We start from the raw sequence: 24,152 nt of genomic DNA, 5'->3' as shown, positions 1-24,152 counted from the left end.
ATCTGACGAAGAACAGGAGCGAAAAAGACCAAAAAATCGCCCAAAGCACACACGAAAACGTATACATCAAGACAAGAAAAACTTTTTGGAGAAATTCAAAACAGCTTCTCATATAAAAAGGAACCATGACAAATGTTCCGTCATGATTCCTTCCTCATATTTCCGCACATTGTCCGATAACGGACCTACAACTATCAATTAGCCATTTCTGAAATGAACTTGATGCGCACCAACCGGATTTCTTCTTCCGTATAATCACCTCCCAGCTCACTCATGGCATCGTCTATCTTGTCTGTAGTAGACTCTTTGAAATAATCATAAATATCAAGCATGTGGTCTTCATCCATGACTTCTTCCAAAAAGTAATCGATATTCAGTTTTGTGCCAGAATAGACTATAGCCTCGATTTCATCAAGCAATTCATTAAATTCGATTCCTTTTGCTACAGCTATGTCATCAAGCGCTACTTTACGGTCAATACTTTGAATAATAGAGACTTTCAGTTTCGACTTATTGGCAACTGTACGCACACGCAAATCTTCCGGACGGTCGATTTCGTTCTCCTCGCAATGCTTCTTGATCAAATCGCAGAACTCCTGTCCGTAACGTTTAGCCTTACCGGCACCCACTCCCGGAATATTCTGCAGTTCCTCCAATGTTATCGGATAGATGGTAGCCATTGCTTCCAACGACGGATCCTGAAATATGACATAAGGCGGTACATCCAGTTTCTTTGACATCTTCTTGCGCAAATCTTTCAGCATAGAGAACAGCACCGGATCAACGGCACACGAAGCACCGCCGCGCATCGGCACGTCTTCGATTTCTTCTTCATCGAAATCTGTATCTTCTACAATCTTGAACGATTTAGGCTTCTTCAAGAACTTGCGTCCCTCAGCCGTCACTTTCAGCAAGCCATAGTTTTCTACATCTTTACTTAAATATCCGGCAATCAGCGCCTGGCGAATCACGGCATTCCACAACCTTTCTTCTTCGCCCATACCCGAACCGAACACTTCCAGATCTTCGTGTTTGTGCGCCAATACCTCGCTTGTCTCTTTTCCCAAAAGGATATCAACAATATAATCTTGTTTAAAGTTTTCTTTAACTGCAATGATTGTTTCAATCACTGCACACAATGAATCCTGAGCCTCCACTTGTTTCTTCGGATTTAAACAGTTATCACAATTACCACAATTATCTTCTGTATATTCTTCACCGAAGTAATGCAACAACACCTTTCTACGGCACACTGATGATTCGGCATAAGCTGCAGTTTCCAACAGTAATTGCTTTCCAATTTCCTGTTCGGAAACAGGCTTTCCCTGCATAAATTTTTCCAACTTCTGCAAGTCTTTGTTCGAATAGAACGTTATACATTGGCCTTCCCCTCCGTCACGTCCAGCACGCCCAGTTTCCTGATAATACCCTTCCAGACTTTTCGGCATATCATAATGAATTACAAACCGGACATCCGGCTTGTCTATTCCCATACCGAAAGCAATGGTGGCAACAATCACATCAACGTCTTCCTTCAAAAAAGCATCCTGATTGGCATTCCGTGTAGCCGAATCCATACCGGCATGATAAGGACGCGCCTTAATGCCATTTGCCTGAAGGATTTCGGCAAGCTCCTCCACTTTCTTCCGGCTCAAACAATAAATGATACCTGATTTTTCCGGATTCTGCTTAATGAAACGGATAATATCCTTGTCTATATTATTGGTCTTAGGACGTACCTCATAATACAAGTTCGGACGATTGAAAGAAGACTTGAACTCAGTTGCATCCACCATCCCTAAATTTTTCTGGATATCCATTTTTACTTTAGGTGTAGCCGTTGCCGTCAATGCTATCACCGGAGCTTTTCCGATTTCATTGATAATCGGCCGAATACGGCGGTATTCCGGACGGAAGTCATGTCCCCATTCAGAAATGCAGTGCGCCTCATCAATTGCATAAAAAGAGATTTTTACATGCTTCAGGAAATCAACATTTTCTTCTTTCGTCAATGATTCGGGAGCCACATACAACAACTTGGTTTTTCCAGCCAAGATGTCCGACTTCACCTGATCAATCGCTGATTTCGTGAGTGAAGAATTAATGAAATGCGCTACTCCATCTTCTTCGCTGTAGTTGCGCATCGCATCTACCTGATTTTTCATCAGAGCAATGAGCGGAGATATCACGATAGCCGTACCTTCCATCAATAAGGAAGGCAACTGATAACACAAAGATTTCCCTCCACCGGTAGGCATTAACACAAATGTATCTTTGCCTGCCAGCAGGTTACGAATAATAGCTTCCTGGTTTCCCTTAAATGTATCGAAACCGAAATACTTTTTCAATTGTGCTGCTAAATTGATGTTTTCCGCCATTGTCTCTTCATTTTAAGTGATGTTAGTATTCAAGTTTTTCAAGAGAATAATTCCTTTTTCCTCTTAACAAAGTTATAAACAAGTTTTGATATTATGCAAATTTCTTAGGAATAAATTCAAGAAAAAACTACTTTTTTCATCACTTTCCATGTTTTTAAGCCATTTGAAGACGCGAGATGTTCGCTTTTCCCATCTGTTCTTTCGCATAATCGAGCGTCACGACAAAGGTATCCACCTTGTGCGAAGGAACCTCGAACATCGTGTCCATCATAATGGTTTCCACGATGGAGCGCAAGCCGCGGGCTCCCAACTTATACTCGATAGCCTTATCGACAATATATTCGAACACCTCCGGCTCGAACTCCAATTTCACGCCATCCATTTCGAACAATTTGATATATTGCCTGATAATGGAATTCTTGGGTTCGGTCAGAATGTTGCGCAATGCCGTACGGTCCAACGGGTTCAGATAAGTCAGTATCGGCAAACGTCCGATAATTTCAGGAATCAGGCCGAATGACTTCAAGTCTTGAGGTGCAATATACTGCATCAAGTTCTTGCGGTCGATATTCACCGTATTCTTTGCTGCACCATATCCTACCACGTGCGTATTCAGGCGCTGGGCAATCTTACGTTCTATCCCATCGAACGCCCCTCCACAAATAAACAAGATGTTCTTTGTATTTACCGGAATAAGCTTCTGCTCCGGATGCTTACGTCCGCCCTGAGGAGGCACATTGACGATAGACCCTTCCAAGAGCTTCAGCAAACCTTGCTGAACCCCTTCACCACTGACGTCACGGGTAATAGAAGGATTATCCCCCTTACGGGCTATCTTGTCTATTTCATCAATAAACACAATACCTCGTTCTGCCTCGGCAACATTGTAGTCTGCTACCTGCAACAGGCGGGTGAGGATGCTTTCGATATCTTCGCCCACATAACCGGCTTCGGTCAAGACCGTAGCATCGACAATGGTAAAAGGTACGTGCAGCAACTTGGCTATGGTGCGCGCCAGCAATGTCTTTCCAGTTCCGGTGCTTCCTACCATTATGATATTCGACTTCTCGATTTCCACATCATCTTTGCTCTCGGGCTGCAACAAACGCTTGTAATGATTGTAAACAGCCACCGAAAGGTAACGCTTGGCACTATCTTGCCCGATGACGTATTGGTCAAGAAACTCCTTGATTTCTTTCGGTTTCGGTAAATCCTGCAAATTCAGATTCAAACCGTTTCCTTTCTGGCGAACAGCTTCCTGTACGATTTCATGCGCCTGTTCGGCACAACTGTCGCAAATACATCCGTTGACCCCCGTTATCAAAAAGCCCACTTCATTTTCCGACCGTCCACAAAAGCTGCAACGCCGTTTGCCTCTTTGATTCGTTTTATCTTCCAATTTTCTTGTTTTTTAGTTGAAAAAGTCAACAAGCTGGCAAGACTTCTTAATTACCATTCAGGTCTTTGCCAACTTGTTATCTGATACTTTGTTTACTCGTTAATACTACAATACCGGTTTACGCGACAACACTTCGTCAATCATACCATATTCCTTGGCCTCTTGTGCTGTCATCCAGTAATCACGGTCCGAGTCTGCCCATACCTTATCGAAATCGGTATGCGAATGTTCGGCGATAATCGTGTACAATTCTTTCTTCAATTTCTGTATTTCACGTGCCGTAATCTCAATGTCGGATGCCTGACCCTGTGCTCCTCCCATCGGCTGATGAATCATCACCCGTGAATGCGTCAACGCAGACCGCTTGCCTTCCTTGCCAGCCACCAGCAACACCGCAGCCATCGAAGCAGCCATACCGGTACAAATGGTAGCCACATCACTACCGATAAACTGCATTGTGTCATAAATACCCAGACCGGCATATACCGACCCGCCCGGAGAATTGATATAAATAGAAATGTCTTTACCCGAATCTACTGAATCCAGATACAGCAGCTGTGCCTGCAAGGTATTGGCTGTATAATCATCAATCTGGGTTCCGAGGAAAATGATGCGGTCCATCATCAAACGCGAGAAAACATCAAGCTGCGTCACATTCAGCTGACGTTCTTCCAAAATATAAGGATTCAAATAACCTGCCTGCGACTTGATTACGTCATCAAGCACCATGCTGTTCATGCCTAAATGCTTGACAGCATATTTTCTAAAATCATCCATTCGTCTATTAAGTTTTTAATTGTGTTTTAATCTGAATAAAAAGAGAAGCTTTTAAACTGGCCTCTTTTTTCCGCTTGGGCAAAAGTACAAAAACTTCCACTCACTTAACGGAATGCCAAATTAAAAGCTCCTCTTTTAGCAAGTTTTAGCAATTCGCCTTCACCACAGGAAGGAAATCACTCAAACATCTTATTGAATTCTTCTGCTGAAACGGCCTTGTGGTTTAATGTAACCTGTGCTTTCAATGCTTCTGCCAGCTTGCTTTCCACAGCACGGTTTACCAAAGCTTCCACACTTTCGCGTTTCTTCAACATTTCCTTCGAATAGTTATCCAGCAGTTCATCCGGAACATTGATCATGCCATACTGGGCAAATTGAGCACGAGTAGCTTCCTTGGCCATTTCGTTAATATCTGCCTGTTCTATTTTAATTCCGTTGGCAGCCACCAGTTTTTCCTTAATCAGGTGCCAAGTCAGTTCTTCCAGGCTCTTCTCATAGTGTTCTGAAACGAACTCTTCGCCTTTATCCTTGTTGTTTTCCAGCATGATGCGCTTCATCAACTCATCAGCGAACTGCAATTTTCCGATTTTTCCGGATACATACGAGCGCACATCAATCAAGAATTTATAATCACTGTCTGCTTCGTATTGCTTGGCAATGGTTTCCTTGATTTGTGCACGGAATTCCTCTTCACTATGCGCCTTGCCTTCACCCAAAACCTGATCGAACAGTTCCTGATTCAAGTCTCCCGGAATCATACGTGTAATCTCTTCTATCTGGAAGCTGAAATTGCCGGTATGTGCACCCACTTCTTCTTTCTTGATTTTCAAAAGTGACGACAATTCGGCTTCATTGTTGTCGAAAGCAACAGACGGGTTGAACACCAACACAGTATTCACCTTCGCACCGTTGAATACAGCCTTCTGGTCATCATTCTTCATATAAGTAGGCATCATTACTGCACCTTCTACCTGAATGCCGCCTTCTTTGGTATTTCCGTTTTCATCCAATTCGGCAAGCAAACCTTTCAACAAATCATTGTCCTGATAGTCTTCCACCTTTTCATATTTGGCCGTACGCTGAGTATACAACTTCACCTGTTGGTCTACCATCTCGTCTGTGACATTGATGTCGTAATAATCAATGGTATCAGCAGCCGACAAATCTACTGTAAATTCGGGAGCCAAGGCAATATCGAAAGAGAATTCAAAGTTTTCGTCATTGGCAAAATCTACATTGCTTTCTTTGGGAAGCGGAGCGCCCAACATATCCACTTTATTTTCACGAATATATTCGTTCACCTTTTCCTGCATCAATTTGTCAACTTCCTCTACCAATACTGACGTACCATACTGCTTCTTGAGCAATGTCATCGGAACCATGCCTTTGCGAAATCCCGGCATATTCACGTTCTGACGAAGCTTTTTCAATGTTTTTTCTACTTTTTCCTGATAGTCAGCTTTTTCAATCTGAACGGTAAGCACCGCGCTCACCTTGTCTACATTTTGCAATGAAATATTCATTTCCGACTTATTGTTTTAATTACTACTATATTTCCTATTCAATTTTTGAGGTTGCAAAAATAGTGTTTAATCTTACAATAACCAAAAAGTCAACGTAAAATTTCACAAAACACCTGGCAGATAATGCTATTCGCGTATATCTCTCATCTGAAAATCTTTCCGGCGGAGCACAAAACTGTTACTCAAATATTTCTCACGCACAATCTTGTTGGCCGCCAGTTCCTCGGGTGTGCCTTGAAACAAGATTTTACCTTCGAACAACAGGTAAGCCCGGTCGGTAATGCTCAATGTTTCCTGCACATTATGGTCGGTAATCAGAATGCCGATGTTCTTATCTTTCAATCTCCATACAATATGCTGGATGTCTTCTACAGCAATAGGGTCGACTCCGGCAAAAGGCTCGTCCAACATGATAAACTTAGGGTCGATGGCTAAGCATCGGGCTATTTCCGTACGCCGACGCTCTCCCCCTGACAACTGATCCCCCAAGTTCTTCCGGACCTTCTGCAGACGAAATTCGGCTATAAGACTTTCCAGCTTTTCCTTCTGATACTCTTTCGAAGTCTTGGTCAGCTCCAATACTGAAGCGATATTGTCTTCCACGCTCATCTTCCTGAATACGGAAGCTTCCTGCGCCAGATAACCGATACCGTTCTGCGCACGCTTGTACACCGGATAGCTGGTTATATCCTGGTCGTTCAAGTAAATATGTCCCTCATTGGGCACAATCAGTCCCGTCGTCATATAAAAAGAAGTGGTCTTCCCTGCCCCGTTCGGCCCCAGAAGCCCCACGATTTCCCCTTGCTTCACATTAATGGAAACGTGGCTCACCACGGTACGCTTGCCATACTTCTTCACCAAATTCTCAGTACGAAGCACCATACGTCCGTCAGCCGGAAGCTCGAAATTGCCTGTAGCCTGTTGCTGGTTTTCCTGTTCTGCCATATTGCTCTAAAATTCGTTTGCGTGATAAAAATCTTCGGCAAAAGTAGTAAAAAACTTGGGTTATGTGGTCATTCGCCCTAATTTCCTCTTCCCTTTTATTATAATATAGCTAAAAAACCGTACTTTTGCACTAAAATCAGACTTGAATAAGATATGGTAAAGCCAATTTCAAACTTCGGAAAATACATCATGCTTATGGGCAGGGTATTCGCCCGTCCTGAACGGTTCAGGATGTATTTCAAACAATACGTCAACGAAATGGCACAGCTGGGCATCAATTCCATCGGAATCGTCCTGCTGATTTCCTTTTTCATCGGCGCAGTCATCTGCATCCAAATCAAGCTCAATATAGAAAGCCCTTGGATGCCACGTTTCGTGGTCGGCTATACGACCCGTGAAATCTTGTTGCTGGAATTTTCCTCCTCCATCATGTGTTTGATTCTTGCCGGAAAGGTGGGCTCGAACATTGCATCCGAACTGGGAACCATGCGCGTCACCCAACAGATAGATGCACTCGACATCATGGGCGTAAATTCGGCATCGTACCTGATTCTCCCTAAAATAATCGGACTGATGACCATGATTCCCCTTCTGGTGGTATTCAGCATCTTTGCGGGCATTATCGGAGCCTTCTGTACTGCCTGGTTTGCCGGCATCATGAATGCCACCGACCTGGAATATGGCATCCAGTACAGTTTCGTGGAATGGTATGTGTGGTGCAGTTTCATCAAGTCGTTGTTCTTTGCTTTCATCATCGCCAGCGTTTCGGCTTTCTTTGGATATACAGTCGAAGGCGGTTCCATAGCAGTGGGTAAAGCAAGTACCGACGCTGTAGTATCGAGCAGCGTACTGATTCTGTTTTCCGACCTGATTCTAACCCAATTACTCAGCTAAAGCGAAACCAATCATGATAGAAATAAAATCAATATACAAATCTTTCGAAGACAAGAATGTGCTGGAAGACATCAGCTTCACTTTCGAAAACGGGAAAACCAACCTGATTATCGGACAGAGTGGCTCGGGAAAAACCGTGCTGATGAAATGCCTGGTAGGACTGCTCGCTCCCAATAAAGGTGAAGTATTATACGACGGGCGTAACTTTCTCACAATGGACAAGAAAGAAAAAAAATCATTGCGCAGAGAAATGGGGATGATTTTCCAAAGTGCAGCTTTGTTCGATTCGCTCACCGTACTGGAAAACGTGATGTTTCCCCTCGACATGTTTTCCAACAAGAATTACAACGAGCGGGTCAAACGTGCCCAGTTTTGTCTGGACCGGGTCAACCTGCTTGATGCCCAAAAGAAATATCCCGGCGAAATAAGTGGAGGTATGCAGAAACGTGTGGCAATCGCCCGTGCCATTGCTCTTCAGCCCCAATACCTGTTTTGTGACGAACCCAACTCCGGACTGGACCCGAAGACATCGCTGGTAATTGACGAGCTGGTACACGACATTACCACAGAATACAATATGACCACCATCATCAACACCCATGACATGAACTCGGTATTAGGTATCGGCGATAGCATCCTTTACATTTACCAAGGGCACAAGGAATGGGAAGGCAACAAAGACCAGGTATTCAGTGCCACAAACGAACGGCTGAACAATTTCATCTTTGCTTCCGACCTGCTTCGGAAAGTGAAGACCGAAGAGGCCTCGAAAGTAAAATAACCTTTGCAAAAGAAATGAACCTATGTTCATCAGCCCACGAACTTATCTTCGCCCGCTGATGAACATAGGTTCATAAGCATACGGACCTATATCCGCCCATATCATCTTTTATACTTCCAGTTGTATTTCATCACCAAGTCAAGGAATGTCAAAGAGGCTTCCTTCATCCGGTTCTCCATTGTTGCAATCCGATTCTGGATGTAAATGTAAAACACATAAAGCACAATGGCCGCAACCAAAGCAAATATCATAGGAAACAGAGCCGTACGTATATTCCCCGCCATATCCGATACCGAAAATCCACCGGTATAGCAAAGAGAATCAAAAGCCATAGCCATACCAATTACTGTGCCCAATACGCCTAACGCCAACGTCGTGACAATAAACATCCTTATCCACAAGCACCTTTTCTTCAGATTACCCGATTGTACTTCCCGATAAGAAACGACCATCCGTTCTACCACATCCGAGTCCTCATCGATTCTCGACAAGCCGTGATAACAAACAGCCGCTACTGGTCCACGCGTGTTATGACAAAGATTCGTAGCTCCTTCCACATCACCTTTTTCCAATGCAGACGCTACTTTTTCCATCAATTTCCGGATATCGATATCCGCCAAGCCCAACGACAGGATACGCTCTACGCAACAAGCCAAGCCTAATACGAAAGCAATGCCGACCAATGACATCAAGCCAGAATCTCCTTCTTTCCATCCTGAGGTCAGAACTCCGGGCACACCTCTTTGCCCAGCGGTCTCAACTGTGTCCTTGTCCATCACCTCATACTCTTCCGCTTGTTCGAATCCCTTGCTAATATCTGCATCTTGAGCCCTTGCAGAATAAACCATTCCCAATGACAGAATACCTGCCACCGCGAAAAATGCAAAAAACTTCTTCATCTTGGATTTGTTTAAAGATTCATATAAGACCTGATAAATCTTACCTTGCTGCGGAGAGAACGGGATTCGAACCCGTGATACGCTTTTGACGTATACACGCTTTCCAGGCGTGCCTCTTCAACCACTCGAGCATCTCTCCTTGACTCTTATGACCGTATCTTAGAAATTCGTGTGCAAAAGTATTCTTTATTTTTGGTTTTGCCTAAGATTTGGCGTACAAAAGTCTTCCAGCAAAGATGAATTTAATATATTTTAAAAACTTTCAGTGCGTTTGCTGATGTCACAGAGGCTATTCCAGCCATCGGGACTCCATAAATCTCAGACAACCTCTCTGCTACTTTCACAATAAATGCACTTTCGTTCCGCTTTCCCCGATAAGGCACCGGAGCCAAATAAGGCGAGTCGGTCTCCAGCACCAAACGCTCTAATGGCACCGACGATGCCAATACAGCCGGTAAGGTACTCTTCTTGAATGTCACAACGCCATTTATCCCCAACATAAAACCGGGATAATCCAACAAGCGGAGCGCCTCTTCCTCTGTACCTGTAAAACTATGGAAAATACCTGTCAGACTCTTTTTGTCATACCGCGAAAGCACTTCCAACAATTCGGAACAGGCGGCACGGCAATGGATGACCAACGGCAAACCATACGTCAATGACCATTCTATCTGTCTGTGCAACACCTCTACCTGCTCTTTCAGGTAAGTCTTGTCCCAATACAAGTCAAGCCCCACCTCTCCGATACCATAAAACCTCCTGTCTGAATGCAACCACCGTTCTACACGCTCCAGACGGATTTTCCAATCAGCATCTACCGATGTGGGATGCAATCCAATCATCGGATAACATCCTTCATGTTCGTCGCACAAAGCCAGCATCTGCTCTACCGATGCATCATCAATGTTGGGCATAAACAAACGTGTCACTCCTGCTTCACGGGCACGAATCAATGCCAGTTCGCGGTCTCCGTCAAACTCTTCGACAAACAAGTGTGTGTGTGTATCTATCAAATGAACCATAACCCCTCCTTTCATTTATCCGGTTACAGGTTACGGTGCATCAGACCGACTACAAAATCCAACAGATGCCGCTTGTTCTCCTGCGGAACCTGCACCTGTTCCAATAAACGCATCCCTTGCCCGTAATAATCTTCTATCTTCTTCTGGCACAGTTCTCCGATTTTCTCCTTATTATATATAGCCGTCACAGCAGCTATCTTTTGTTCAGGCATATAATCTCCGGTAGTAATCCAGTGCATCAGTTCGGTACGGGTTCCGGCATCAGCTTGCTCGAAAGCCGTAATCAGCATAAAGGTTTTCTTGTTGCAAAGAATGTCTCCCCCGATATTCTTACCAAAGACTTTCGGATCGCCATACACATCCAAATAGTCATCCTGCAATTGGAAAGCCAAGCCGATCTGGATGCCGAAGTCATACAACTTCCGGGCATCTTCCTCGGATGCACCTCCTAAAATCGCCCCTATCTTCAACGAACCCGCCAACAACACCGAAGTCTTCAAGCGTATCATCTCAATGTATTCATCTACCGACACATCATTACGGTGCTCGAATTCCATATCCCATTGCTGCCCCTCGCAAACTTCCAGCGCCGTTTGTGAAAATACTTCCATTACCGGTTTGACATACTGCGTAGGACAATCTTTCATCAAGAACTGATAAGCCAAGATAATCATGGCATCGCCCGAGAGAATTGCCGTATTTTCATTCCAACGCTTATGTACCGTCGGCTTCCCTCTCCGCTTGTCTGCCTTATCCATCAAATCATCATGCAAAAGAGTAAAATTATGATATGTCTCCAGTGCAGCAGCCTGCGAAAATACAGCCTCCACATCTTCCTTATATAAGTTGTATGCCAATAGCAACAACAATGGACGGATACGTTTTCCGCCAATGGCAAGTACATATTCTATCGGTTCGTACAAACCTTTCGGGTCGCGCATATAAGCCAGTTTTTCCATATACACATGGAAAAGCCCTTGCATTTCTTTCGTGGTCAATTGTTTCATAATTCTTTGGTATAAATAATGCTCCGGAATACTCCGTACTGCAAATATAACAGAAATCTTTAAAGGGTTGTCAAGAAAGAAAAGAAATCTAACAAAAATGTGTATCTTTGAAGCGCAAACCATAAAAACGAAACAACGTATGAAAAAAATAGTCATCGCCATCGACGGTTTTTCGTCGTGCGGAAAAAGCACTATGGCAAAAGACTTGGCAAAAGAAATCGGCTATATCTATATCGACAGCGGTGCCATGTATCGTGCCGTAACCCTATATTGCATCGAACATGACTTATTCGACCCGGACGGAAACATCCGGACCGAAGCCCTCAGACAACACATGGACGAGATACACATTACGTTTCGCATAGACACAGCCACCCAGCACCTGCACACCTTCTTAAACGGAAAAGATGTAGAAGAACAGATACGTACACTTGAAGTGTCCTCAAAAGTCAGCCCTGTGTCAGCACTTGATTTCGTGCGCCATGCTTTGGTGCGCCAACAGCAAGACATGGGCAAAGACAAAGGCATTGTAATGGACGGACGCGATATCGGCACCGCCGTATTCCCCGATGCCGAACTGAAGATTTTTGTCACAGCTTCACCCCAAATCCGTGCCAAACGCCGCTACGATGAGTTGTGCGCCAAAGGACAGAAAGCTTCATTCGAAGATATCCTGCACAATGTAGAAGAACGCGACCGTATTGACCAGACCCGTACCGTAAGCCCCTTACGAAAAGCTGAAGATGCTATCTTACTGGACAACAGCAATCTGACACTCAGCGAACAGAAAGACTGGTTGTTGGATCAATTCAAACGTGTAGTCTATGAATAACAAGACATCCCCCCAAATAGAAATAGACGAAAGTTCAGGCTTCTGTTTCGGTGTGACTACTGCTATCCAGAAAGCAGAAGAAGAATTGTCTAAAGGTGCTCCTCTGTACTGCCTGGGAGACATCGTCCACAACGGACAAGAATGCGAACGCCTGAAAAGACTCGGACTCCTCACCATAGACCATGAGAAATTCGGCACACTGGAAAAAGTAAAAGTCTTACTACGGGCACACGGCGAACCTCCCTCTACATACGAACTGGCTCGGCGAAAACACATCGAAATCATCGATGCCACCTGCCCCGTCGTATTACGGCTTCAGAAGCGTATCAAGCAAGAATATGCCACCCCTGCCCCTGAAGGACGAAAAAAACAAATAGTCATTTTCGGGAAAAACGGACACGCGGAAGTTTTAGGACTGGTAGGACAAACCAATGGTGAAGCTATCGTGATTGAAAATCTGGAAGAAGCCAAACAACTGGATTTCAACAAAGACATCCGGCTCTATTCACAAACTACAAAATCTCTGGACGAATTCAGAGAAATCGTTGCTTATATCCAAGCACATATTGCCCCTCATGTCACGTTCCAGTTTTACGATACCATCTGCCGGCAAGTAGCAAACCGCATGCCAGAAATACGCCGTTTTGCTGCAGCCCACGACTTGGTATTTTTCGTTTGCGGACATAAAAGCTCGAATGGAAAAATACTTTACCAAGAATGCCGCAAAGTAAACCCCAACTCTTACCAGATAGACCAACCTGAAGAAATAGACCGCAACTTGTTACAACAGGCACGTTCAATCGGCATTTGTGGAGCGACCTCTACCCCTAAATGGCTGATGGAAGCCTGTAAAGAAACCATTTTGTCACTCAACCGACAGCCCGGATAATGTCAAAAAATGGAAATATTTATTTGCTTGTAAACTAGTTTTTTGATACCTTTGCAGTATCACTATATAACGAATAACAATTTTATGGGAACTATTAAATGTATTGGTATTCTGACTTCGGGAGGAGACGCCCCAGGTATGAACGCAGCCATCCGTGCCGTAACACGCTCTGCTATCTATAACGGCTTGAGAGTAAAAGGCATTTACAGAGGATACAAGGGATTGATTACAGGAGAAATTCAAGAATTCAAAACGCAAAACGTAAGCAACATCATCCAACAGGGAGGAACAATCCTGAAAACAGCACGTTGCCAGGAATTCAAGACCCCGGAAGGACGTAAGATTGCATACGAAACGATGCAACGTGAAGAAATCGATGCCTTGATTGTCATCGGAGGGGACGGTTCGCTGACGGGAGCACGCTTGCTGGCCCAAGAATACGACATTCCGTGTATCGGTCTGCCCGGAACCATCGACAATGACCTGTATGGCACAGATACAACCATCGGTTATGACACCGCACTGAACACCATTCTGGATGCAGTGGATAAGATTCGTGATACAGCCACCTCACACGAACGTCTCTTTTTCGTAGAAGTAATGGGACGTGATGCCGGATTCCTTGCCTTGAATGGCGCTATTGCCGCAGGAGCTGAAGCTGCAATCATCCCCGAATTCAATACAGAAGTCGACCAACTGGAGGAATTCATCAAAAACGGATTCCGCAAGTCAAAGAGCAGTTCCATTGTGCTCGTTGCAGAGAGTGAAATCACTGGCGGAGCCATGCATTATGCCGAACGCGTAAAGAACGAATATCCGCAATATGACGTACGTGTCACTATCTTAGGGCACTTGCAACGCGGAGGAAGCCCCACGGCACATGACCGTATCATCGCCAGCCGTATGGGAGTAGCCAGCATCCAAGCGCTCATGGAAGGCCAGCGCAATGTAATGATCGGTATCGAAAACGACCAAATCGTATATGTGCCGTTCAGCAAAGCCATTAAAAACGACAAGCCCATTGACCGTGAATTAGTCAATGTATTGCATGAATTGTCCATCTAAACTTTCATTTACAGAGAACAAAATAGTCTCAAAACAAGGGTGACAAAGATTTAAGAAATCATGCCATTTCATGTTTTGAGACTATTATTCGTCTATGCCTCTTAAATTATATCATACTTTATTCTTGATAATCATGACTTCGATAATAGAGACCGCTGTCTGCACAGGTATCTGCAAAACCTCTGCCAACTGATTAATAATCGACTTCTCTTCCTCCTCCAAAACGCCATCTGCCAAAGCAATATCTACCGCACAAGCAAATGCTGTCAGTTTCAAATCATCAGACAAGCCTTCTGCAGAAGCTTTCACCAATGCAGCCGCACCATCTTTCTTCAAAATAGTAAAGAGTTTATCAAATAATTTATCAAAAGCCGGACCTGAGAAGTTATCGTATATCCTTAACCGACGGATATAATTAACGATGCCATCCCATTCAGAAGTAGCAATATTTCCGTCCGCACCAGCCAAAGCTACAGCTATTCCCGCAAAAGCCTCTTGCTGTGTCAGCTTTGTTTCTTCCGGAGTTGCTTGGAAAATTTTGTCAAACAGTCCCATAATACAAGAATTTAAAAGTTAATAATAAGTTTATTTAGCAAGCTATGCAGCTTTATTCTCAAAGGTAGTAAAAAATTAAAGAAGGTTGTTTTACCTCCTATTATTTAACACATATTTAATGTTTTAGATTTCTTATCACCTTCCTCGCTTCTTTAATCCTGAGGAACAAGACGAATGCCTTCTTTTTCCAAGACAATCAGACGTTTCTTGTATAAATCGCCGACCGCCTTTTTAAATGTTTTCTTACTTACCCCGAATGTATTGTAAATCACAGCGGCATCGGTCTTATCGTTCATCGGTGTAAATCCGCCTTGTGCCTCAATATATTGAAGCAAGGTCTCCGCAAAGTCGTCTATCTTTTCAAATCCTGCTTTCTGCAAAGCCAAATCAATCTTTCCGTCTTCACGTACCTGCCTGATATAAGCCAGGACATGTTTTCCCGGACTCAATGGCTGGAACACCTCGTTGTGATATAACATCCCGCTGAATTTATTATCCACAATGACTTTATAACCTAAATCCGTACGTTGCCATACCAACGCATCCACTTCTTCACCGGCTTCATATACCGGATGTTCTTTCGACAAGAAATGCTCCACTTTGGCAGAAGCAGCAATACGGTAACTTTCCTCATCTATGTATACATAAACAATATACTTACCACCCTTCACCATCTTTGTCTTCTGTTCCCGATAAGGGACAAACAGGTCTTTCATCAATCCCCAGTCCAAAAAAGCACCAAACTGATTGACCCACGCCACTTCCAGGCAAGCAAACTCTCCTACCTGTACATAAGGTTGGAGTGTGGTAGCTATCAGCCGCTCTTCCATATCCAGATAAATGAAAACATTCAAGACATCACCCGGAACGCAACCTTGTGGAACATAGCGTTTTGGCAACAAGATTTCCCCGTCTTCCCCACCATCCAGATACACACCGAAATCTACCTCCTTCACAACCTCTAACTGATTGTATTTTCCTAACCGTATATGACTCATAAAAATATTTTTGTTACAAAGATAGAAAGTTTTTTCCATATATTTCGTATCTTAGCCGGATATAAGGAACATCCCGTATAAAACCAACCTATCAAACCATTATAAAGATTATGAAAAGACTTTTTTTAGCCATTGCCGTTATCACATCGGCATTTTTCTCCTTACCCTGCCAGGCGCAAACGATTACTTGGGCGACATTCAACATCCGGTATGATAACCCTGCCGACCAATCGAACAACTGGCAATTCCGCAAAGACACCGTCACACGGTTCATCCAGGCACAAGACATGGACATCGTAGGCATGCAAGAAGTGCTGCACAACCAATTGGAAGACCTGCTGCAGCGCCTTCCTGGCTATAAATCTATCGGAGTAGGACGCGATGACGGGAAAACCAAAGGCGAATATGCTCCTATATTATATAAGGAAGACAGATTCGAAGTATTAGACAGCAACACATTCTGGCTTTCACAATATCCTGACAGCATAGGGTTTATCGGATGGGACGGAGCCTGCACACGCATTGCAACCTGGGCGAAAATGAAAGACAAGCAAAGCGGAAAAATCTTTATGGCAGTCAACACACATTTTGACCATGTCGGTGTTACTGCCCGACGGGAAGGCGCCTTGCTGATTATCCGGAAAATAAAAGAAATAGTAGGCGACCGCCCCGCGGTACTGACGGGCGACTTCAACGTAAACGACCAATCGGAAGCTTACCGCACCATTACTTCCAACGCATTCGTACTGAAAGATGCGGCTAAGATTGCCGGCAAACAGACGGGAGTGGATTACACTTTCCACAACTTCGGGCAAATTCCTTCGGAGCAATGCGAGAAAATAGACTTTATCTTTGTCACTCCGCAAATAAAAGTACTCGACAGTTTCATTCCGAAAGAAGCGGCACCGGGAAGCAAATTCCTGTCCGACCACAATCCGCAAATCGTACACCTTATATTATAACAATATATACAAAAGACTAAGTGACATGAAACAACAAAATCAAACGGAAGACCCTACCGGCCCGATGAAAATGATATTCAACTACAACAACATTTTCTTCAGCTTCTTCTACGATGATACCAGCGGATGCATTCACCGCTCCCGTGAATTTGCCATGAATTATGTTTATTCGGGGGAAATGTTGCTCGATAACGGCAAAGAACAAATACACGTGAGCAAAGGCGAATGCGTATTTATCCCTCGCGACCATCATATCACAATGTATAAACGGACAGCCAATGGCGAAAAATATTGCGGTATTTTCCTGATGTTTACCCGCAACTTTTTAAAAGAGATGTACACCAAATCCGAACAATACAAAGCGCCGGCAAATACTCCTAAATTAGATTCGGGAGTCATCAAACTGCCCAAGACAGCGGAAATCACCAGCCTTTTCGCCTCCATGACTCCTTATTTCGACCCCGATGTAAAACCGCAAGACGACCTTATGCAACTCAAACTGCAGGAAGGATTGCTTGCCTTGCTCCATATCGACAAGCGTTTTGCTCCTACACTTTTCGATTTCAATGAGCCCTGGAAAATAGACATTCTTGATTTCATGAACAAAAACTATATGTACGAGTTCACGATGGAAGAACTGGCACATTATACAGGCAGAAGCCTTGCCACCTTTAAACGTGACTTTAAGAAAGTGAGTAACCTTACTCCGGAGAAATGGCTGATACGGAAACGGCTGGAAGCAGCATATGACTTAATGAAAGAAGGCAGACGAAAAATAGCCGATGTATATACGGAGGTCGGCTTCAAGAACCAGTCTCATTTTTCGTCTGCCTTCAAGAAAATGTATGGCGTATCCCCTACGGCTTTATAAGCGTACGCCCTTTAACGGGGATTCTGCACCATATTCGGATTGGCATCTATTTCGGTTTGCGGGATAGGCAAAGCAATACGAAGGTCATTGGGCTGGATAGTCCATGCGTCAGAGGTATCCAACGTCACCAAGTGCCAGCCCTTGTTGCGCACAATAGGCTTACCGTTGCGCAGGAAATCAAAAAACACTTGCCCCTCTCCTACCAGTTCCCGGCGCACTTCTTCCAAGATGCGGTCAATGGTAAAACCTGCAGTCGAGACCTGCATACCGGTATTCGGCGTACGCTGGCTGATTAAATCATTCAGGTAAGTACGCCCCGTTTCTGCATACGAGCCTCCTAAATGGAAGCCAGCCTCTGCAGCATTCAGATAGACTTCGGAAAGACGGATGATACAGATGTCATTGTCTTGCGGATTGCCGGTCTTTCCGGGAAACTTCGTAAGAAACACTTTCCGGTCTCGTGCCGCTTCAGGCAATCCGCCATTGTTGGGCGTAACAGAAGCAACTGTCACACTATGACGCACATCGTCAGGGTCCTGTTCCAGCAAGTCTAAGTAGTCTTCAGTCAATATCAAGTTGTTCCAGTCGAAAGTCGCTTCATTGGCATAAACCATCGGAGCGCCTTCACCTCCTGTTCCTCCCGCAGGTTCGGTCATCGTTATATACAGTTCGAAAAGTGATTCGGACTGGAAATCCTGTCCCCATACTGCAGCATATTCACTCTGCGTATAAAGCTGATAAAGCCCTCCATTATTCTCGATGACATCCGTCGCAGCATCCCATGCCGCCTGATACTCTCCCATATCCAGATAAACACGTGAAAGCAAAGCCTGTGCCGCCCAATAATTGACATATCCGTCCGCTTTCTCACGCGTCAGGTCAGGCAAAGCCTCCGTAAAATCCGCTACAACCTGTCCGTAACATTCAGCAACCGTATTACGGGCAGGAGCCGAAGTCGGATCAGTAGGAGACGTAACAATAGGTACGCCCAGAGACGCACCGTTATCATACATATAAGGCATGCCGAAGAAACGTGTCAAATTGAACAATGCCAACCCGCGCAAAACCAGTGCTTCAGCCTTGATGCTTGCCAAATCTTCATCGGCAGCTCCTTCAATGCCTCCTTCCTCAATACGCTGAAGAATATTGTTCGCCTGACGGATGACAATATAAGGCTGTTGCCAAGGCAGAGTAATGTTCAGGTTATCGGTAGCCTGGACATTGTACTCGTAATAAGGAGACACACGCCGTCCGTCTCCTTTGGTAACCCGCGCCTGTACATCCATGGCACGGCAATCTCCGTAATACCAGTAATTGTCGCCATAATAGCTATGCGAGGAAGTCTCACGATAGACTCCGTTCAAAGCAGTTTCAATATCAGTCAGTGTAGACAAAGCCTGGTCTGTCGTGACCGAAGTAGACGGATTCAAATCAAGCCAACTATCTGAACAAGAAGTTGCCGCCAACGAAGCCGCCATCATTCCTATATATAAAGTAACTCGTTTCATACTGTTGTTTCTATCCATTGAATTAGAAAGTTAATTGTACACCAAAACTGAATGTGCGCATAGTCGGAGCTTCACAGAACACTTCGCCATTCACCGGAGTTTCCGGATCGTAATATTTCCATTTCGCCCATGTCAGCAAATTGCTTCCGGAAAAATAAACACGGGCATTCTGCAGCAATACCTTTTGTGTCCAACGTTCGGGCAAAGTATAACCGAAAGTCAAGCTCTTCAACCGCAAATGGTCGGTACTGTGAATATAACGTGAAGAGTTTTGCGGTCCAGCCGCTTCTCCATAGACAAAACGCGGCACATCGGTCACATCACCGGGCTTCGTCCAACGGTTGAGCGTATAAACGGACAAATTATAACCCGTACTTCCGGTTTCGTTCCCATAAATTCCAGTTGTCCCGTTTTCAATATAAGTTCCGGCTTTATCGAAAGAATATCCTCCCAACGAATAAGTCAAGGTAAAGCTCAAATCAAAGTCCCGATAACGGAATTGGTTGGTCAAACCGCCCGACACCTTCGGCTCCGCTCCCTTATAAGCGATGGCTTGAGCTGCATTTGCATCCGTCGTAAGCGAACGGTTCAGGCTTCCGTCTTCATTGGTGGTATTCAAGTAATATTGCGCCTGTCCGGTCTGCGGATCCACACCGGCGTACTCCTTTACATAAAACGTATGATACGGCAACCCTACCTTATGAATGAACCACGTGCCTTCGATAGACTGCTCCAGCTCGCCGTTCAGCGATACAATCTTATTCCGGTTATGGCTCAAGTTGAAAATCGTAGTCCAGTTAAAACCGTTCGAAGAAAAGTTCAAGGTACGCAATTCCAATTCCACCCCTTTATTGTTCAATTGCCCCACATTGGCAAGATAACTGGTAAAACCGGTTGTAGAACTGATTGGCAAATTATACAGCAAGTCTTTCGTGTCGCGGTTATAATATTCCAGACTGATAAAGATACGGTTAATGAAAGACAAATCCAATCCGATATTCAAGTTATAGTTCTTTTCCCACTTCAAGTTCGAATTCGGCTGGGACGATTCATACGAGCCCGCATTGCCGATATAGTTCTGCCCATACGAATACAAACCCATATATCCGTATAACGAATTCGGCTGGTTTCCGTTCACACCATAGGATGCACGTATTTTCAAGTCACTCAAAATATGGCGCACAGGCTGCATGAACGATTCGTTGCCGATGTTCCACATGCCCGACACAGACCAGAAATTCCCCCAACGGTTATCCGGCGAAAGGCGCGAGCTTCCGTCCCGGCGGAAACTCCCTGCCACATAGTAGCGGTCATCATAATTATAATTCAGGCGCGACAAATACGAAATCATCCGATAAGCTTGCGTCGATGACATAAAGTCGCTCAATGAGGCGGCATTGTCCGGTTCTGTCAATATTCCGGAAGGCAAACCGAACGCCTCGCCTACGGCATGGTCGGTCTCATAACTTTCTACTTCATAAGCTGCCAGAACATCCAGATTATGCTTGTCTGCAAATGTATGCACATAATTAATAGAGGTAGACGAGTTCAGCCGTCCATATTCGATAAACCCTTTCGCCGTACGGGCATCGCTCCCGCTTTTGGGTCCCGCCGAACTGAGCGGATTGTAATAACGGGCATCCTTCTGGATATTGTAATCGTAACTCAACGTTTCCTTCAGCTTCAGTCCCTTTAGGGGTTCTATCTGGGCATATCCCGTACTGAACATACGAGTCATGCGGGTACGGTTGTAGTCGGTCAAGATATCCCGCAACGGATTCAATGAAGACCCCGGATAAGCTCCCGTATAATTGCCTTCCTCATCGCGTACAGTCATTGAGGGATTCATCGTCACAGCCACATCAAAGAAAGGATTTATGGCAGAAGTACGTTCCTCGTTCAATTCCTGGTTCATCTGCGAGAACATCATGTTAGCTCCCACTTCACCATACCTGCCAACCTTTTGAGTCAGGTTCAGACGGGCAGAATAACGTTTCAGGCTTGAGTTCTTGGCAAGCCCTTCCTGCTTGTCATACCCCAACGAAGCATAATATGTCGTGCGTTCGCTTCCTCCCGAAACCGATGCCTCATAGCGCTGCTGGGAAGCCGTACGAAGCAATTCCTTACGCCAGTCCGTATATCCCATCGAAGGAATGGAAGCATAATTGTCTATCAGCCCGTCGGCATATTCCGTGGGCGATTCCATCCCCTGGTCTGTAGCATAATTCACCAAGCCCTCATACAATAATTCACGCCGTTGGTCACCGTTCAGTGTCGGCCGGAAATCGACAGCAGAGTTTGAGAATCCTCCCGACACATTCAGCGTGACTTGCGTCCTGCCTAATTTCCCCCGTTTGGTGGTAATCAAGATAACGCCGTTAGCCGCGCGCGAACCGTAAAGCGAAGCTGCAGCCGCATCTTTAATCACCGTTATGTTTTCAATATCAGAAGGGTTCAGCGTGCTCATGATATTTGTTTTCGAATTATTCATATACGATGCGTCAAAGCCTCCTGTACTTAAATTTCCGGAAGTAACCGGCACGCCGTCAATTACGAACAAGGGTTCTTGCGACGCGTTAAACGATCCCATACCACGGATACGGATGCTTTGATTGGCACCCGGTTGCCCCGAACTTCCGGTAATGTTCACACCGGTAGTCATCCCTTCCAGTTTCTGCTCCACATTCATAACAGGAATGTCTTTCATCATATCCGCCCGCAAGGTATTGGCAGAACCGGTAAATGACGACTTGGTAAAATTACCATATCCCGTCACTACGACTTCCTGCAACATCTGATTATCAGGCTGCAAAATGATATTCAACTTGTCACGCCCATGAGGGATACGGACTTCCTGAGTTTTCATACCTACATACGAAACAATCAAAGCCTGAGTCTCAGAAGGCACATCAAGCGTATAATGCCCGTTGATATCAGTAATCGTACCTTGAGCTTCGTTTCCTTTAATGGCGATGACAGCCCCAATCAAGGGTTCGCCGTCTTCAGCCGAAGTGATAATGCCTTGCAATGTACGGTTTTGAGCGACAACCGTCTGCCCCACTAAAAACAAGGCAATGAAAATAAACAATACTTTCTCTCTTGACATAAGTTATAAATTTTTGCCTATACACTACTTCCCTTGCAAAACAAATACCAAACACCGGCTTTTCACATCCGATTCATCAAAACACATTAAACAACAACATTTTACCATTGCAAAAAATAAAGAAGGAAATCAAACCGGCAGATATTATTGTAGAAAAAATCCACAATCTGTGCAACATTGCCACACTATAAAAAAATGAATGTCCGCAAAATGTCAATGGTATGAAAGGAGTTAGAAGAAGTTATGCTCGCTTCGCCCACAGGAGTTAAAGGACAATAGTTCTGTTAGGATTTCCATTAGTAAATGCATTGGCTTCTAACTCCCTTTAACTCCCTGAAATAACTTCTTATTAGTGAAATGCGGACAATCATATTATAAAAAGCATATCTTTCATTTTGAACTTTTCAACAATATAAATTGAGCCTTTCAGCAATCAGACTAAATAAGTTCTGCCCTATCTTTGTCTTTGTAATCATAAAAAATGAATCAACATCATGAAACCTTACATCATTTGCCACATGATGGCATCCATAGACGGACGCATTGACTGCGATATGACGGAACGCATTGGCGGAAACGAATATTACGAAGCACTGGAGCAACTGGCTTGCGACTCCGATTTATCAGGACGTATAACGGCGGCCATGCACATTGCCTTACCCGAACCTTTTCACACCGACAATCCGAAACCGGCAAACCAATCTTCGTTTTACAAGGCAACAGAAGCAAAAGGATATTCCATCGTACTCGACTCGAAAGGCAAGCTGAAATGGCCTGGCAACAATATTGACGGAAAACCAATGCTCGTCATCGCAAGTGAACAAGTGGCGCAAACCTATCTTGACACCTTATGCAGACAAAACATTTCGTGGATAACAACCGGAAAAGAAAAAGTTGACTTGACCCAAGCCGTAAAGATGCTGAATGAACATTTTGGCGTAGAACGTCTTGCCATCGTAGGAGGAGGACACATCAACGGAGCCTTTCTGAAAGCCGGACTGCTGGATGAAGTAAGCCTGGTAATCGGTGCCGGAATCGATGGAAGGAAAGGAATGACCGCCGTATTCGATGGCATTGATGATAAAAATTACCCCACCACCCTTCTGAAACTGAAAAGTATGGAACGCATCGGTGAAAACTCCGCCTGGTTGCGCTATAACGTCATTGACACTACAAACCCAAGCAGGCCTTAACCATGAAACATCCACTGAAAAGACTTTATACAACCCTGCAGGCAGGCTTATTTGCCACCTCCAGCCTTATGAATAATCCCATCAATTCTAATAGCTTTATAGAAGAAAAACTGATTTAACACAAACGTAGAACAAAGTATTCCCGCAGAGCGACAAGGTAGACCACAGCAAGGCTTACTACAAAACCCAACGCGGCTACCACAAACGTTCGCTCAACTCGAACGGTGGATGGAATCAGACTTCTTCACTTTCGTTCCTCAACATGCCGATTCTGACGTACGCCGGTGAAATCCGCAATGCCGTATTGCTTGTCCACGGCGAGAAAGCACACTCACGTTAATTCAGCGAAAAATCCCGTTCGATAAAATCGAACAGTTCTACCACAATATAGCTGCACCGTTTGTAAGATTAATAATCTTACAGCGTGAAGATTAATAATCTTTCGGCATGAAGATTAATAATCTTACAAACAAGGCAGTCATGTGAACACATGAAACGAACACATCAAACCCAAAAAACTATTTGTAGAAATTCAAAACAGTTTCTTC

The 24,152-nt window shown here is 44.5% G+C and carries 21 protein-coding genes, 1 tRNA gene and 1 pseudogene; 10 read left to right on the top strand and 13 right to left on the bottom strand.

What is annotated here, in order from left to right; all coding sequences use genetic code 11:
• Window positions 1-202, top strand: a 202-nt coding sequence (locus tag B5F78_RS17565) for a hypothetical protein (protein ID WP_206421925.1), incomplete at its 5' end; no start/stop codon positions are given.
• Here B5F78_RS17565 and recQ read toward each other — a convergent pair.
• The 5 genes from recQ to lptB form a co-directional block, all read right to left on the bottom strand.
• Window positions 195-2,378 (bottom strand): DNA helicase RecQ, encoded by a 2,184-nt coding sequence (recQ, locus tag B5F78_RS06575; RefSeq protein WP_022040076.1) that lies wholly within the window; start codon window positions 2,376-2,378, stop codon window positions 195-197. The two genes, B5F78_RS17565 and recQ, sit on opposite strands and share 8 nt — an antisense overlap.
• A 154-nt stretch (window positions 2,379-2,532) precedes the next feature.
• Window positions 2,533-3,777, bottom strand: coding sequence for an ATP-dependent Clp protease ATP-binding subunit ClpX (gene clpX, locus B5F78_RS06570; RefSeq protein ID WP_022040077.1), 1,245 nt, complete (start codon window positions 3,775-3,777; stop codon window positions 2,533-2,535).
• Between the two features lie 105 nt (window positions 3,778-3,882).
• Window positions 3,883-4,554, bottom strand: a complete 672-nt coding sequence (clpP, locus tag B5F78_RS06565; protein ID WP_022040078.1) for an ATP-dependent Clp endopeptidase proteolytic subunit ClpP — start codon at window positions 4,552-4,554, stop codon at window positions 3,883-3,885.
• Window positions 4,555-4,730: 176 nt separating this feature from the next.
• Entirely contained in the window at window positions 4,731-6,077 is a 1,347-nt protein-coding gene (tig, locus tag B5F78_RS06560; protein ID WP_022040079.1) for a trigger factor, read from the bottom strand.
• 126 nt (window positions 6,078-6,203) lie between these two features.
• Window positions 6,204-7,022, bottom strand: a complete 819-nt coding sequence (gene lptB / locus B5F78_RS06555; protein WP_022040080.1) for an LPS export ABC transporter ATP-binding protein — start codon at window positions 7,020-7,022, stop codon at window positions 6,204-6,206.
• Between the two features lie 153 nt (window positions 7,023-7,175).
• Here lptB and B5F78_RS06550 point away from each other — a divergent pair, with 153 nt between their 5' ends.
• Window positions 7,176-7,916 (top strand): MlaE family ABC transporter permease, encoded by a 741-nt coding sequence (locus B5F78_RS06550; RefSeq protein WP_022040081.1) that lies wholly within the window; start codon window positions 7,176-7,178, stop codon window positions 7,914-7,916.
• A 13-nt stretch (window positions 7,917-7,929) separates the two neighbouring features.
• Window positions 7,930-8,697, top strand: coding sequence for an ABC transporter ATP-binding protein (locus B5F78_RS06545; protein ID WP_022040082.1), 768 nt, complete (start codon window positions 7,930-7,932; stop codon window positions 8,695-8,697).
• Window positions 8,698-8,798: 101 nt separating this feature from the next.
• On the opposite strand, the gene B5F78_RS06540 is transcribed toward B5F78_RS06545, so the two are convergent.
• The 4 genes from B5F78_RS06540 to B5F78_RS06525 form a co-directional block, all read right to left on the bottom strand.
• Window positions 8,799-9,596, bottom strand: a complete 798-nt coding sequence (locus B5F78_RS06540; protein ID WP_087406334.1) for a MotA/TolQ/ExbB proton channel family protein — start codon at window positions 9,594-9,596, stop codon at window positions 8,799-8,801.
• Window positions 9,597-9,647: 51 nt separating this feature from the next.
• A tRNA-Ser gene (locus B5F78_RS06535) sits at window positions 9,648-9,735 on the bottom strand.
• A 103-nt stretch (window positions 9,736-9,838) separates the two neighbouring features.
• Window positions 9,839-10,618 carry a TatD family hydrolase gene (locus B5F78_RS06530; protein WP_087406333.1) on the bottom strand — a complete coding sequence of 260 codons (780 nt, stop codon included), beginning with the start codon at window positions 10,616-10,618 and terminating at the stop codon, window positions 9,839-9,841.
• Between the two features lie 23 nt (window positions 10,619-10,641).
• Window positions 10,642-11,601 carry a polyprenyl synthetase family protein gene (locus B5F78_RS06525; RefSeq protein WP_430746780.1) on the bottom strand — a complete coding sequence of 320 codons (960 nt, stop codon included), beginning with the start codon at window positions 11,599-11,601 and terminating at the stop codon, window positions 10,642-10,644.
• Between the two features lie 163 nt (window positions 11,602-11,764).
• On the opposite strand from B5F78_RS06525, the gene cmk reads away from it, so the two are divergent.
• The 3 genes from cmk (at window position 11,765) to pfkA (ending at window position 14,411) form a co-directional block, all read left to right on the top strand.
• Entirely contained in the window at window positions 11,765-12,457 is a 693-nt protein-coding gene (gene cmk / locus B5F78_RS06520; RefSeq protein WP_087406335.1) for a (d)CMP kinase, read from the top strand.
• Window positions 12,450-13,346, top strand: coding sequence for a 4-hydroxy-3-methylbut-2-enyl diphosphate reductase (locus B5F78_RS06515; protein WP_087406331.1), 897 nt, complete (start codon window positions 12,450-12,452; stop codon window positions 13,344-13,346). Before cmk ends, B5F78_RS06515 begins: the two co-directional genes overlap by 8 nt.
• Window positions 13,347-13,430: 84 nt before the next feature.
• Complete coding sequence (pfkA, locus tag B5F78_RS06510) at window positions 13,431-14,411, top strand: 6-phosphofructokinase (RefSeq protein WP_013619221.1); 981 nt, start codon at window positions 13,431-13,433, stop codon at window positions 14,409-14,411.
• A gap of 111 nt (window positions 14,412-14,522) precedes the next feature.
• Here pfkA and B5F78_RS06505 read toward each other — a convergent pair whose 3' ends face one another.
• Both B5F78_RS06505 and B5F78_RS06500 read right to left on the bottom strand, forming a co-directional pair.
• Window positions 14,523-14,966, bottom strand: a complete 444-nt coding sequence (locus B5F78_RS06505; protein WP_022040089.1) for a tellurite resistance TerB family protein — start codon at window positions 14,964-14,966, stop codon at window positions 14,523-14,525.
• Between the two features lie 152 nt (window positions 14,967-15,118).
• A complete protein-coding gene (locus B5F78_RS06500; RefSeq protein ID WP_022040090.1) occupies window positions 15,119-15,964 on the bottom strand; it encodes a CvfB family protein in 846 nt (281 codons plus the stop codon).
• A gap of 110 nt (window positions 15,965-16,074) precedes the next feature.
• On the opposite strand from B5F78_RS06500, the gene B5F78_RS06495 reads away from it, so the two are divergent.
• Together B5F78_RS06495 and B5F78_RS06490 are read left to right on the top strand one after the other, a co-directional pair.
• Entirely contained in the window at window positions 16,075-16,926 is an 852-nt protein-coding gene (locus B5F78_RS06495; protein WP_140400064.1) for an endonuclease/exonuclease/phosphatase family protein, read from the top strand.
• Between the two features lie 64 nt (window positions 16,927-16,990).
• On the top strand, window positions 16,991-17,797 hold the full coding sequence (locus B5F78_RS06490) for a helix-turn-helix domain-containing protein (protein ID WP_087208549.1): 807 nt from the start codon (window positions 16,991-16,993) through the stop codon (window positions 17,795-17,797).
• 11 nt (window positions 17,798-17,808) lie between these two features.
• Here B5F78_RS06490 and B5F78_RS06485 read toward each other — a convergent pair whose 3' ends face one another.
• Both B5F78_RS06485 and B5F78_RS06480 read right to left on the bottom strand, forming a co-directional pair.
• Window positions 17,809-19,305, bottom strand: a complete 1,497-nt coding sequence (locus tag B5F78_RS06485; protein WP_087406330.1) for a RagB/SusD family nutrient uptake outer membrane protein — start codon at window positions 19,303-19,305, stop codon at window positions 17,809-17,811.
• A gap of 22 nt (window positions 19,306-19,327) precedes the next feature.
• Window positions 19,328-22,411: a SusC/RagA family TonB-linked outer membrane protein gene (locus B5F78_RS06480; RefSeq protein ID WP_087208531.1), complete on the bottom strand. Its 3,084-nt coding sequence runs from the start codon at window positions 22,409-22,411 to the stop codon at window positions 19,328-19,330.
• A 494-nt stretch (window positions 22,412-22,905) separates the two neighbouring features.
• Here B5F78_RS06480 and B5F78_RS06475 point away from each other — a divergent pair, with 494 nt between their 5' ends.
• Both B5F78_RS06475 and B5F78_RS17790 read left to right on the top strand, forming a co-directional pair.
• A complete protein-coding gene (locus tag B5F78_RS06475; RefSeq protein WP_087406329.1) occupies window positions 22,906-23,604 on the top strand; it encodes a RibD family protein in 699 nt (232 codons plus the stop codon).
• Between the two features lie 172 nt (window positions 23,605-23,776).
• Window positions 23,777-23,941 (top strand): annotated as a pseudogene (locus B5F78_RS17790) (alpha/beta hydrolase); the annotation flags it as partial.
• Window positions 23,942-24,152 lie beyond the last annotated feature (211 nt).

Origin of the sequence: Bacteroides sp. An279 (genome assembly GCF_002159615.1) — a bacterium.
GTDB lineage: Bacteria > Bacteroidota > Bacteroidia > Bacteroidales > Bacteroidaceae > Phocaeicola > Phocaeicola intestinalis.
This window is presented reverse-complemented; position numbering and strand designations above follow the sequence as displayed.